Genomic DNA, 11548 nt, shown 5'->3' on the forward strand with positions numbered 1-11548 from the left:
AGCCGTCGCGCCCGGCGCCCGAGCCGCTGTGCCCGGCGCCCGAGCCGTCGCGGCCGGTGGCCGAACCGCTGTGGCCGGTGGCCGAACCGCCGTGGCCGACGGCCGAGGCGCCCCGCCCGTCGGTGGCGCCGGTCGCGCCGTCGCCCGGGTGGCCGGTCACGGGCTCGCGTCGCGGGGTCGGGCGGGCAGGGCCGGACCGCGGCGGTCCGTCCTGGGGCGCCGCGGGGTCACCCTGCGGGCCCGCGCCGCGGTGGCGCGGCGAAGCCGCGTCCGCTCCCGGTGCGGCCCCGGACGGCGTGCCCGCAGGGCCTTCGGGGCGGGGCGTGGGACCGTCGGCGGACCCGCGCCCGGGGCCACGCTGCGGCTCGTCGCTGCTCATGTCTCGCGGAACTCCCAGTTCGCGTCGTACATCTCGTACGCCTCATACATCCAGTACGCCTCGTACGACCCATTGCACACCGTCCCGTCGCACCGTGATGACCAGGCACGCGCCGCGCGGCGAAATTGCCTGGCACGGACGGCCCCGATCGCACTAGGCTCCTGCGCTTCGGTCCGCGCCGTGCCCATGAACGGGACGAGGCTCTCTGAGAGGGATGTCCGTGAGAACAGGACGGTTCCGCTTGTACGCGGCCGTCGCCGGAGGAAGTTTCCGGAGATTCGCTACGTACCGGATGGCGACCCTGGCGGGTGTGTTCACCAACACTGTGTTCGGGGTGATCCTGACCTACACCTACATTGCCCTGTGGGACGAGAGACCCGGACTAGGAGGATACGACCAGGCGGAGGCGCTCACGTACGTGTGGCTCGGTCAGGCTCTCCTGATGACGGTCGCGGCGATGGGCGGCGGCTTCGAGGACGAGCTGATGGAGCGCATCCGCACGGGCGATGTCGCCATCGACCTGTACCGGCCCGCCGACCTCCAGGCGTGGTGGCTCGCGGGCGACCTGGGCCGGGCGGTGTTCCACCTGGTGGCGCGGGGTGCGCTGCCCATGGCGTTCGGCGCGGTGTGCTTCGAACTCGCCCTGCCGGGTGACCCGTTGAGGTGGCTGGCCGCGCTGCTCGCGGTGCTGCTCGGGGTGGTGGTCAGCTTCGCCGTGCGCTTCCTCGTGGCGCTGAGCGCCTTCTGGCTCCTGGACGGTGCGGGTGTGGCGCAGATCGCATGGCTGGCGAGCATGTTCTTCTCCGGGATGCTGCTGCCCCTGAACGTGTTCCCGGGCGTCCTCGGCGAGATCGCGCGCGCCCTGCCGTGGTCGGCGCTGCTCCAGGTCCCGGCGGACGTGTTCCTCGGCAAGCACACGGGCGTCGACCTGCTGTGGACGTACGCGTTCCAGGCGGCGTGGGCCGTCGGGCTGCTCGCGGCGGGCCGGCTGCTGCAGGCCGTGGCGACGCGGCGGGTGGTGGTCCAGGGTGGCTGAGCTCGTACGGGAGCGCGTGGAAGAACCAGGGGACGAGCCCGGGAATGCGTCCGGAGCGGAGGAGTCCGGAGCGGAGGAGTCCGTACGGAAGAGTGACCGGCCCGTCGGCCGTGCCGTGGACGGCCTGCGCGCCTATCGGATGATCACCGCGATGTGGATCCGCTCCACGATGGCCTACCGCGCGTCCTTCGTGATGACGGCGCTCGCCAACTTCGTCGCGACCGGCCTGGACTTCGTCGCGATCCTGCTGATGTTCTCGCAGGTGGACGTGCTCGGCGGCTACCGCCTCGGCGAGGTCGCCTTCCTCTACGGCGTGGCCACCACCGCCTTCGGGATCGCCGACCTCGCGATCGGCTCGATGGACCGGCTCGGCCGACGGGTGCGTGACGGCACCCTGGACACCCTCCTCGTGCGCCCCGCGCCGGTGCTCGCGCAGGTGGCCGCCGACCGGTTCGCGCTGCGCAGGCTGGGCCGTGTCACGCAGGGCGTGCTTGTCCTCGGGTACGCGTTCTGGGCCGTCGACATCGACTGGACGCCGCTGAAGGTGCTGCTGCTCCCGGTGATGCTGCTCAGCGGCGCGGGGATCTTCGTGTCCGTCTTCGTCGTGGGCGCGGCCTTCCAGTTCGTGGCGCAGGACGCGTCCGAGGTGCAGAACGCGTTCACGTACGGGGGCAACACGCTGCTCCAGTACCCGCCGTCCGTCTTCGCCAAGGACCTGGTGCGCGGCGTCACGTTCGTCGTGCCGATCGCATTCGTGAACTGGCTGCCGGGCCTGTACGTCCTCGACCGCCCGTATCCGCTCGGCCTGCCGTCCTGGGTCGCCTTCACGCCGCCGCTGGTGGCCGTCGCCTGCTGCGCGCTCGCGGGCCTCGCGTGGCGCGTGGGCCTTCGTTCGTACCGCAGCACAGGGAGCTGAGAACCACCATGGACACCCGCAGGGACGCCCGTACGGACCCGTACGAGGGGCCCGACGCCGACTTCATCGCCCTCGACGGCGTCGAGAAGGTCTTCGACGTACGCAAGAAGACCGGCTTCATGCGCCGCGAGAAGCGGCAGGTGCGGGCCGTCGACGGCATCACCTTCCGGGTGCCGCGCGGCGAGATGGTCGGCTACATCGGGCCGAACGGCGCGGGCAAGTCGACCACGATCAAGATGCTGACCGGCATCCTCACCCCCAGCGGCGGCCGCCTGCGCGTCGCCGGCATCGACCCGTCCCGTGAGCGCACCCGCCTCGCCCACCGCATCGGCGTCGTCTTCGGCCAGCGCACCACGCTCTGGTGGGACCTGCCGCTGATCGACTCGTACCGCCTGATGCACCGCATGTACCGCGTCCCGGACGCCCGCTTCGCCGAGAACCTGGACCGGTGCGTCGAACTCCTCGACCTGGGCGCCCTGCTGGACGTGCCGGTGCGGCAACTGTCGCTCGGGCAGCGGATGCGCGGCGACATCGCGGCGGCGCTCCTGCACGACCCGGAGGTCCTGTACCTGGACGAGCCGACGATCGGCCTCGACGTGGTCAGCAAGGCCAAGGTCCGCACCTTCCTGCGCGACTTGAACGCCGAGTCCGGCACGACGGTGCTCCTGACCACGCACGACCTCACCGACATCGAGCAGCTGTGCAAGCGCGTGATGGTCATCGACCACGGGCGCCTGATGTACGACGGCCCGCTGGCCGGCCTGCACGAGGTGGGCCGCAGCGAGCGCACCCTCGTCGTCGACCTGGAGCGCGAACTGCCGCCCCTGGAGGTCGAGTCGGCGCGTGTGGTGCGGACGGAGGGGCCGCGCCAGTGGCTGGCGTTCCCGGCGGCGCAGTCCGCCGCGCCCCTGGTCTCGTCGATCGCCGAGCGCTATCCGCTGGTCGACCTGTCCGTGCGGGAGCCGGACATCGAGGCGGTGATTGCCAGGATGTACGAGGACAGGCCGACCGCGTAGGCCGGATGGGATGCGGATGGGATGCGGAGGGGACGCGGAGGGGATGAGGGGCCGACCACATAGGCCGATGCCGGGACGACCTCGTAGGCTGCTGGTATGACGGACGCCGAGTCTCCTCAGCCAGCCACCCCGGCCTCCCCGCCGCCGCTCCCCGCTGTCCCCGGCTCGCCGAGCCCCGACCTGCGGGCCTCCGACGCTGACCGCGAGCGGGTCGCCGAGGTCCTGCGGGAGGCGATGGCCGAGGGCCGCCTCGACATGGACGAGTTCAACGAGCGGCTCGACGCGGCCTACCAGGCGCGTACGTACGGTGACTTGGCGCCCTTGACCCAGGACCTGCCGGTGGCGGGCGCGGCCGCGCCCAAGGTGTCCATGGTGAAGCGGTCGTCGGGCGAGGGGTCCGCCGAGATCGACTGGTCGGAGCGGATGGTCGGCGGCGAGCCGTCGTCGACCGGGGCCTTCGCCATCTGGAGCGGCTTCAGCCGCAAGGGCCCCTGGACGGTCGGGCGGCTCTTCACGTCGTTCGCGATGTGGGGCGGCGGCGAGATCGACCTGCGCGAGGCGCGCTTCACGGAACGCGACGTCACCATCCGCTGCTTCACGGTCATGGGCGGCATCGGGGTCGTCGTCCCGCCCGACCTGAGCGTCACCGTCAAGGGCTTCGGTTTCATGGGCGGCTTCGGCGACGACGCCACGGGCGAGGGCACCCCCGGCTCCCCGCGCGTCACGGTCACGGGCTTCGCCCTGATGGGCGGCGTGGGCGTCGAACGCAAGCTCCGCAAGGCCGAGCGCCAGCGCATCAAGGAGGAGCGCCGCAAGGCCAAACTGGAGGCCCGCGAGTCCCGCCGCCTGGCCCACGAGGAGCGCCGCGAACTCCACCACAAGCGGATGCACGAACACCGGCACGGCTCGCACGACCGTCTGCACGACCGCCGCGAGGACTAGCCCCGTCGGTGGGTCAGCCCCCGTCGGTGGGCCAGCCCCTGTCGATGGGGCAGCCCCTGTCGATGGGGCGGCGGGGCGCTAGCCCCCGAACAACCGCGACACCGCATAGATCGCCAGCCCCGCCAGCGACCCCACCACCGTGCCGTTGATGCGGATGAACTGCAGGTCACGGCCGATGTGGGCCTCGATCTTCTTGGAGGTGTGCTCGGCGTCCCAGCTCGCGACGGTGTCGGTGATGAGGGAGGTGATCTCGTTCCGGTACGTCGTCACGACGTACACCGCCGCGCCCTCCACCCAGCCGTCGACCTTCTCCTGCAGGCGGGCGTCCGTCGCCATGCGGGCACCGAGGGAGAGGAGGGCCGCGCGCACGCGCAGCCGCAGCTCGCTGCGCTCGTCCTCGGCCGCCGCGACGATCATCTGGCGGACCGCCGACCAGGCGGAGGCGATCAGGTCCTGGACCTCGCCGCGGGCGAGGACCTCCCGCTTGAGGTGCTCGACCCGCGCCCGCGTGTCCGTGTCGGACTGCAGGTCGGCGGCGAAGTCGGTGAGGAAGCGGTCGAGGGCGCCGCGCGCGGGGTGCTCGGGCATGTCCCGCATCTCGGTGACGAAGCGGAGCAGCTCCTTGTAGACGCGCTCGCCCACCTTCTTGTCGACGAAGCGCGGGGTCCAGCCGGGCGCGCCGCCCTGCACCGCGTCCATCACCTGGTCCGCGTGCGTCACCAGCCAGTCGTGGGCCCGTACGCACACCAGGTCCACGAACCGGCGGTGACCGGCGTCCGCGACGATCTTCTCCAGCATCTTCCCGATGCCGGGCGCGATCTCCTGGGCGTCGGCGCGGCGCGTGATCGCCTCGCCGACGACGGCCTGCACGTCCGAGTCGCGCAGGACCGTGAGCGCGCCGCGCAGGGCGGTGGCGAGCTCGGCGGTCACCCGGTCGGCGTGCTGCGGCTCGGCCAGCCAGGTGCCGAGGCGGCTGCCGATGCCGACGGCACGCAGGCGCTGGCGCACCACGGTCTGGGAGAGGAAGTTCTCGCCGACGAATTCGCCCAGCGATACGCCGAGCTGGTCCTTCTTCTTCGGGATGATCGCGGTGTGCGGGATGGGGATGCCGAGGGGGTGCCGGAAGAGGGCCGTCACCGCGAACCAGTCCGCGAGCGCGCCGACCATGCCCGCCTCGGCCGCCGCGGCCACGTACCCGGTCCAGGCGCCCGCGCCCTGGTGCTGCGCCCACTTCGCGAGGACGTACACGACCGCGACGAACAGGAGCAGCCCCGTCGCGGTGAGCTTCATACGGCGTACGCCGCGCCGCTTCTCCTCGTCGGCGGCGCTGTACGTGAAGCCGGAGGGGGCGTGACGCTCCCCCTCCGCCTCAGCTGTCTCGGCCGCGCGAGGTGTCTCAGCCGCGCGTCGGCTCTCTGTGCGTTCCATCCGTAGCGCCCCGTTTTCGGTCGTTCCTCGTACGCACCTCGTACGCATTGTCCCTTCCGGCGGGCCTTTCCGGCCTCCCACCGAGTCCCATCCGGGTTCCCTCCAGATCGACTCCTGGAACGCTCCATGAGTTCCCGGCGTCCGAGTGGGCAGAGGGGGGCAGTGTCGGTCTCCTCGCGGCCCATGACGCATCATGGGGTCTTCACACCGGAGCCTCGGGCTCCCCCTGCCCGAGGAGAAAACGCCCGCATGACCAAGCGTCACGGTTATGCACTGCTGGCCGCTGTACTCGCGGTCATCGTCGTGGTCTCGGCCGCCATATACCTCGGCGTCACGGGCGCCGACGACGCGGATGACCAGGTCGGCGCCAGCCCTCGCGCCCCCCGCAACTCCGCGGCCCCCGCCTCGGCCGGCACCTGGGTCGGCACCTGGTCCGCGTCCCCGGCCGGCGCGGAGCCCGGCACCGCGGCGGACGGCATGGCGGGCCGTTCCGTACGCAACGTCGTGCACACCAGCGTCGGCGGCGACAGCGCCCGCGTCACCCTGTCGAACCTGTACGGCAAGCAGCCGCTCAGCATCACGCGCGCCTCCGTCGCCGTGGCGGCCGCGTCGAACACGCCCGCCGCAGCCGCGGGCACCCTGCGCCGCCTCACCTTCGGCGGCGACACGGCCGTCGTCGTCCCGCCCGGCGGGCAGGTCGTCTCCGACCCGGCGCGCCTGCGGGTCCCGCACGACGCCGACCTGCTGATCACCACGTACTCGCCCACCCCGTCCGGCCCGGTGACCTACCACCCGCACGCCCGCCAGATCTCGTACGTGGCCGACGGCGACCGGACCGAGGACGCGACGGGCCACACGTACTACGAGCAGAGCCCGTACTGGCGCTACGTCTCCGCCGTCGACGTCCTGAGCAGCGAGACGGACGGCACGGTCGTCGTCATGGGCGACTCCATCACCGACGGCATCACGTCCAGCATGGGCACCAACCGCCGCTGGACCGACGTGCTCGCCGACCGGCTCCGCGAGGAGTCCGACGCGCCGCGCTACAGCGTCGTGAACCAGGGCATCAGCGGCAACCGCGTCCTGTCCGACGGCAGGCCCGGTACCCCCGCGGGCAACCCGAGCGGGCTCTCCCGCTTCGACCGCGACGTCCTGAACCGCACCGGCGTCAAGACCGTCGTCGTCGCCCTCGGCATCAACGACATCCTGCGCAACCAGGAGACCGACGCCGACCGCATCACCGACGGCCTGCGCGAGCTGACCCGCCAGGCCCACGCCCGCGGCCTGCGCGTCGTCGGCGCGACGCTCATGCCGTTCGGCGGCCACCGCGGGTACACCCCCGCCCTGGAGGCGGTGCGCCAGGACGTCAACGCGCAGATCCGGTCCGGCAAGGTCTTCGACGAGGTCACGGACTTCGACAAGGCCCTGCGCGACCCGTACGACCCGCGCAGGCTCCTCGACCGCTACGACTCGGGCGACCACCTGCACCCGAGCGACGCCGGGTTCCGCAGGATGGCGGAGCGGTTCGACCTGGCGGAGCTGAAGGGGGCGGGGTCGGCCGAGCTCTGACGGCGCCGCCCCCCGGGTTGCCTACCGCTCCCGTCGCTCCACGACGACCCATGAGGCGACCCCCACCGCACTGGCCACCCCGAGGACCGCGGGCCAGGCGCCGACCTTCTTGGCGAGCGGGTGCGAGCCCGCGAAGGCGGCGACGTACGCGGTGCTGAGCGCGGCGGCGGTCCTGCCTCCCGCCCGCTGCTGCCACTGCCGCGCGGCGACGGCGCCCGCGGCGGCGAGCACGGCGCCGCCGAGCGGCCGCTTCTTGGTGAAGCGGGCGACGGCGTACCCGCCGACGATCCCCCCGACGGCCACCGCTGCCGCAGGTACCCGCACCTTCGCCTTCGCCATGTCTGCCTCGCTTCCGCACTGCCCAGGGACGGCCCGGCCCATGGGGGACCGGACCCATGGCCCGAGGGTAACTGGCGGCTATTCCTTGGCGTACGGCCGCACTCGCTCCCCACAGTGCGAGGGTGCCGAACCCCCCCCGAGCTCTACATAGCCGTCGACGTGGAGGCGGACGGCCCCCTGCCGGTCCCGTACAGCATGCTCTCCCTGGGAATGGCGGTAGCAGGCCACCCCGACCTCACCATCTACACCGAACTCCGCCCCATCTCCGACGACTTCGTCCCCAGGCCCTGGCCGTCTCCGGCCTCGACCGCGACCGCCTCCTCCGCGAGGTCCCACCCGCCGAAACCGCCATGCGGGACGCGGCCCACTGGGTCAACGCCCTGCGCAAGACCGGCCGCCCCGTCTTCCTCGCGGCCCCCGCGGAGGAGCTGGCGCGGGTGTTTGAGGCGGTGCTCTCCAGCCGGCCCGAGCAGCCTCGCCCCACCTGAACGGCTACACCGAGGCGACGAATCTGGACCACGTGTCCGAGCGGACCGCGAGATGACCCTCGCCGCGGCGCTTCGAGTCACGTATGCGTACGGCGTCGCGCGTGATCGCTACCTCCACGCACTCCGTCGCGTTGCCCCCGCTGTAGGACGACTTGAACCAGGCGCATTCAGGGACCGAGCGGGTGTGGTCGTGCATCACAGCTCCTTGCGGACTCGTTGGATCAGCACGGAGGAGGCCTCCATGTCCAACGCTTGTGCGCGCAGGTAGTCGAACGCAAGTCTGTATCGCTTCAGTTCCTCGTCCTTTTCCAGGAAGAGCGAGCCCGTGTGGTAGTCGACGTACACGACGTCGAGGGACGGTTCGGCCCCGCCGATGATGACGAAGCTCCCGAGGGCGGCGCAGTGGGCGCCCTTGGAGAACGGCAGTATCTGGAGCGTGACGTGCGGCGCTTCATTGGCTTCCAGCAGCCGCCCGAGCTGCTCCTTCATGACGGAGGGCGAGCCCATGACACGACGGATCACGGACTCGTCGAGGACGGCCCACAGGTGCGGCGGCTCGGGACGGCTCAGAATCTCCTGCCGCTTCATACGGATGTCCACGAGCCGCTCGATCTCCGCCGAGGCCAGCTGCACCTCGTTGGCCTGCTGCAAGGCCGTGCTGTACGCGCGGGTCTGCAGCAGCCCCGGAACGTAGACGCAGGCGAAGTGATCCTCGCGAACGGCCTCGTCCTCCAGCGTGAGCAGGAGATTCATGCTCTCTGGAATCGAGTCGGCGACGGAGCTCCACCAGCCCTGCTGCTTGGCGTCCTTGGCGAGGTTGACGAGAGCGTTCCGCTCGGCGTCGCTGGCGTCGTACGCACGGCAAAGCGCCTCAACGACAAGCCACTTGACGGGACCTTCGCGGGTCTCGTACCGGCTCACCGTCGCCTTGGAGACCCCGACGTGCACTCCGGCTTCCTCGAGCGTGAGCCCTTTGCGGGAGCGCAACTTGCGCAGAGTCGCACCTAGTTGGCGGCGGCGAGTGGTGGCTCTCGCTGGCACGTCGGATACCTCCTCGGGCTGGGCGGACTTCCTGCTGCCCGGCCGCAGACAGGTTATGCGGGGCGGCAGTTGGGGCCGCTCGGATTCACTCGATGGATTCTCGTGAGAAGTTACATGGCGAGACTTCTCTGTGCCATGCTCGGCGCCAGGAAGGCTACGCAGCGTCGCCGCGCGGTCGCGGTGGGCGCAGCGCTGGCGTGGCCGGGAGGGAGTCTTGCCATGTCTTTCTCTGAGCGGAGCGCGGGCCGTCTTCGGTGCGTCGTACCGTTCGAGGCCGTGCCGGCGGAGCTGAGAGTGCTGCGCGCGGAGGTCCGCTGTGCGCTCGGTCGCTGGGGCGCGGCCGCTGTTTCGCCGGAAGTTGAGCTCACGGTCACAGAGCTGGCGACGAACATCATCAAGCACGTGGGGGAGGGGACGGCCGCGACGCTCGTGCTGGAGCCGAGGGGGGACCGGCTCCGAGTGGAGCTCCACGACAAGAGCCACGTCCGGCCGGTACTCGGCTCTGGAGGCTGCGACGAAGAGTGCGGCAGAGGGCTGCACCTGCTCACGGCCATGAGCCTGGACTGGGGCACTCTGCTAACGGCCAGCGGCAAGGCGGTGTGGTGCGATATCTCTCTGGCGCCCGCGCGGCACTGTGCTCGGGTTCAGCGGGCCGCGGCGGTGCTCGCCGAGTACCGGCGGGCAGCCGGAGCCGACTCCGTGGTCGTGCCGACGTACGCGGCGCTGGAGGCCTCGGTCACTGACACGATCGCGGACTTGCTCCACTGGCTCGCGGTCCAGGGCGGCGACCCGGACGACGTGCTGGACCAGGCGCAGATCCGTTACGGGGCGGCGTGAGGGCTGGCCGAGGCGGATCCGCGGATCATGGCCCGTAAATCACTGGGGGTGCGCCAGGATTCTCCGGGACGGTTTCTGTGGCACATGCGGTGACAGTGGACGCACAGGTAGACGAGGTCGTCGAGTCGTTACTGTCACCGAGGCCGCCCGATCAGATGTCATGAAAGGTGTCGTCCGAGCGGGCAGGGCCTTCCTGGCGGGTCAGCCTCGCAAGTAAGTGTGGATCGACGCGGCGATGGCCGTGCCGAGGGGGATGGGTACAGCGTTACCAATCTGCCGGGCGATATCAGTTTTCGAGCCGCACCACCGATATCCGAGAGGGAATCCCTGGATTCGCGCGGCCTCGTAGTGGGTGATCGGACGGGGAGCTGTCGGATGGAGATAGCGACCCTTCTCGGGTTTGAAGAACTCGGTCCGGATGGTAACTGAGGGATCTCCTTTGCGGAGCCTTCCCATCACATCACCGGAGCCGGTGTTGTGATTGTCCCAGCTCTCAGTAGAGAGGTATTCAACTGAGGTCTTCACTCCCGAAGGGTTCGGGTTATCGAAGATCTGAATAACGCCATGGGTGTTGATTGTGTACCACTTTCCGCGTAGATCCTTGCGATTTCCACCCTCGGGGATGGCAAGGTATCGGGCCCTCGAAAGTGGCTCTGGGTTGCGGCCGAAATGCAGATCTCGGGTGATGAAAATGCCCGGGATGACGGCATCGATCTCGGCGACATGCTCCTTGCTGTCCGGTAGCTCGGTGCCTCGGATCGGTAGTTGTGACGATTCTTCGAACACGCTGTCCACAGCCTGCCAGTACAAGATGCCCGCATCGATCCTATCGAGAGGTCGAGTGGAGAATCCAGGACTGTGTTTCGGGCGCCGAGTGTGGGTGGCATTCGGATACGTCATATTGCGTCCGTTGTCCACGTCGCGGCGTACGCCGATGACGATGGCTCGCCGACGTGCTTGAGCTGCACCATAATCGGCCGCATTGAGGAGGTAGCGCCTGTTCTTCTTTTCTGGCGAGTCCGTCGGTGCATGGCCGGGAGGATCGACGAGTCGGTATTCCTCCAGGAGGCCGCCCTCGTTCACCTGGCTGAGCAGGTTATGGAACTCGTCCGATTTGAGGAAGCGGTCGACGTTCTCGATCACGAAGACCTTGGGGCGGATCTTGGCCACAATGCGGACGTAGTCTTCCCACAGACGGTTTCGTTCGCTGCCCTTCTTCTCGCGATTCAACGCCGAGAAGCCTTGACAGGGAGGGCCGCCCACCACCACGTCCGCGTGGAGTGCTTCCGGCGTGGGATCCCACTCCTCGATGTCGCCGACATGGACACGGGAGGGCGGAATGCTCTTGTCCGGCCTGATGTGTCCGAAGTTCACGGCGTACGTAGCGGCGGCCGCGGCGTCATGCTCCACTGCCGCGATGCTGTGAAATACAGGACCGTTGTTCTGTGCCCCGTCCGGGCGGAACGCATGGAACCCCTGGGTAAAGCCGCCGCATCCGGCAAAAAGATCTACAACTGTGATGGGTGCGGGTTCGAGGGGACGGGGCATGCGCATGAG

12 protein-coding genes are annotated in these 11548 nt (G+C 70.0%); 7 read left to right on the top strand and 5 right to left on the bottom strand.

The features are described 5' to 3' along the window. The first annotated feature begins 593 nt into the window (after nt 1-593). From ACFWZ5_RS07950 to ACFWZ5_RS07965, 4 genes are all read left to right on the top strand, one after another. A complete protein-coding gene (locus ACFWZ5_RS07950; RefSeq protein WP_384796077.1) occupies nt 594-1415 on the top strand; it encodes an ABC transporter permease in 822 nt (273 codons plus the stop codon). Next, the gene (locus ACFWZ5_RS07955; protein ID WP_384796079.1) at nt 1408-2331 is read left to right on the top strand and encodes an ABC transporter permease; all 924 of its coding nucleotides are present in this window, start codon (nt 1408-1410) and stop codon (nt 2329-2331) included. Before ACFWZ5_RS07950 ends, ACFWZ5_RS07955 begins: the two co-directional genes overlap by 8 nt. A gap of 8 nt (nt 2332-2339) precedes the next feature. Further along, nucleotides 2340-3347 (top strand): ATP-binding cassette domain-containing protein, encoded by a 1008-nt coding sequence (locus ACFWZ5_RS07960; protein ID WP_384796081.1) that lies wholly within the window; start codon nt 2340-2342, stop codon nt 3345-3347. 96 nt (nt 3348-3443) lie between these two features. Next, nucleotides 3444-4289, top strand: a complete 846-nt coding sequence (locus tag ACFWZ5_RS07965; RefSeq protein ID WP_384796083.1) for a DUF1707 domain-containing protein — start codon at nt 3444-3446, stop codon at nt 4287-4289. Between the two features lie 78 nt (nt 4290-4367). On the opposite strand, the gene ACFWZ5_RS07970 is transcribed toward ACFWZ5_RS07965, so the two are convergent. After that, nucleotides 4368-5717 (bottom strand): DUF445 domain-containing protein, encoded by a 1350-nt coding sequence (locus tag ACFWZ5_RS07970; protein WP_384796085.1) that lies wholly within the window; start codon nt 5715-5717, stop codon nt 4368-4370. 249 nt (nt 5718-5966) lie between these two features. Between ACFWZ5_RS07970 and ACFWZ5_RS07975 the strand changes: the two genes are divergently transcribed. Further along, nucleotides 5967-7286: an SGNH/GDSL hydrolase family protein gene (locus ACFWZ5_RS07975; RefSeq protein WP_384796087.1), complete on the top strand. Its 1320-nt coding sequence runs from the start codon at nt 5967-5969 to the stop codon at nt 7284-7286. A 21-nt stretch (nt 7287-7307) separates the two neighbouring features. Here the strand turns inward: ACFWZ5_RS07975 and ACFWZ5_RS07980 are convergent, their stop codons facing one another. Beyond that, nucleotides 7308-7625, bottom strand: a complete 318-nt coding sequence (locus ACFWZ5_RS07980; protein ID WP_384796089.1) for a hypothetical protein — start codon at nt 7623-7625, stop codon at nt 7308-7310. Between the two features lie 350 nt (nt 7626-7975). Between ACFWZ5_RS07980 and ACFWZ5_RS07985 the strand changes: the two genes are divergently transcribed. Next, nucleotides 7976-8113, top strand: a complete 138-nt coding sequence (locus ACFWZ5_RS07985) for a hypothetical protein (RefSeq protein ID WP_384796091.1) — start codon at nt 7976-7978, stop codon at nt 8111-8113. 4 nt (nt 8114-8117) lie between these two features. Here ACFWZ5_RS07985 and ACFWZ5_RS07990 read toward each other — a convergent pair whose 3' ends face one another. Together ACFWZ5_RS07990 and ACFWZ5_RS07995 are read right to left on the bottom strand one after the other, a co-directional pair. After that, entirely contained in the window at nt 8118-8309 is a 192-nt protein-coding gene (locus ACFWZ5_RS07990; protein WP_384796093.1) for a DUF397 domain-containing protein, read from the bottom strand. Further along, complete coding sequence (locus ACFWZ5_RS07995) at nt 8309-9154, bottom strand: helix-turn-helix domain-containing protein (protein WP_384796095.1); 846 nt, start codon at nt 9152-9154, stop codon at nt 8309-8311. The genes ACFWZ5_RS07990 and ACFWZ5_RS07995 overlap by 1 nt, the downstream gene beginning before the upstream one ends. A gap of 219 nt (nt 9155-9373) precedes the next feature. On the opposite strand from ACFWZ5_RS07995, the gene ACFWZ5_RS08000 reads away from it, so the two are divergent. Further along, entirely contained in the window at nt 9374-9991 is a 618-nt protein-coding gene (locus ACFWZ5_RS08000) for an ATP-binding protein (RefSeq protein ID WP_384796097.1), read from the top strand. A 201-nt stretch (nt 9992-10192) separates the two neighbouring features. Here the strand turns inward: ACFWZ5_RS08000 and ACFWZ5_RS08005 are convergent, their stop codons facing one another. After that, nucleotides 10193-11545: a DNA cytosine methyltransferase gene (locus ACFWZ5_RS08005; protein WP_384796099.1), complete on the bottom strand. Its 1353-nt coding sequence runs from the start codon at nt 11543-11545 to the stop codon at nt 10193-10195. Nucleotides 11546-11548: the final 3 nt, after the last annotated feature.

Origin of the sequence: Streptomyces sp. NPDC059003, from assembly GCF_042740445.1 — a bacterium.
Taxonomy (GTDB): Bacteria; Actinomycetota; Actinomycetes; order Streptomycetales; family Streptomycetaceae; genus Streptomyces.

Excerpts from the sequence above, each read along its gene's own strand:
- ACFWZ5_RS07950 (WP_384796077.1), top strand. The coding sequence starts at position 594 with ATGTCCGTGAGAACAGGACGGTTCCGCTTGTACGCGGCCGTCGCCGGA.
- ACFWZ5_RS07960 (WP_384796081.1), top strand. The coding sequence starts at position 2,340 with ATGGACACCCGCAGGGACGCCCGTACGGACCCGTACGAGGGGCCCGAC.
- ACFWZ5_RS07965 (WP_384796083.1), top strand. The coding sequence starts at position 3,444 with ATGACGGACGCCGAGTCTCCTCAGCCAGCCACCCCGGCCTCCCCGCCG.
- ACFWZ5_RS07970 (WP_384796085.1), bottom strand. The coding sequence starts at position 5,717 with ATGGAACGCACAGAGAGCCGACGCGCGGCTGAGACACCTCGCGCGGCC.
- ACFWZ5_RS07975 (WP_384796087.1), top strand. The coding sequence starts at position 5,967 with ATGACCAAGCGTCACGGTTATGCACTGCTGGCCGCTGTACTCGCGGTC.
- ACFWZ5_RS07980 (WP_384796089.1), bottom strand. The coding sequence starts at position 7,625 with ATGGCGAAGGCGAAGGTGCGGGTACCTGCGGCAGCGGTGGCCGTCGGG.
- ACFWZ5_RS07985 (WP_384796091.1), top strand. The coding sequence starts at position 7,976 with ATGCGGGACGCGGCCCACTGGGTCAACGCCCTGCGCAAGACCGGCCGC.
- ACFWZ5_RS07990 (WP_384796093.1), bottom strand. The coding sequence starts at position 8,309 with ATGCACGACCACACCCGCTCGGTCCCTGAATGCGCCTGGTTCAAGTCG.
- ACFWZ5_RS08000 (WP_384796097.1), top strand. The coding sequence starts at position 9,374 with ATGTCTTTCTCTGAGCGGAGCGCGGGCCGTCTTCGGTGCGTCGTACCG.
- ACFWZ5_RS08005 (WP_384796099.1), bottom strand. The coding sequence starts at position 11,545 with ATGCGCATGCCCCGTCCCCTCGAACCCGCACCCATCACAGTTGTAGAT.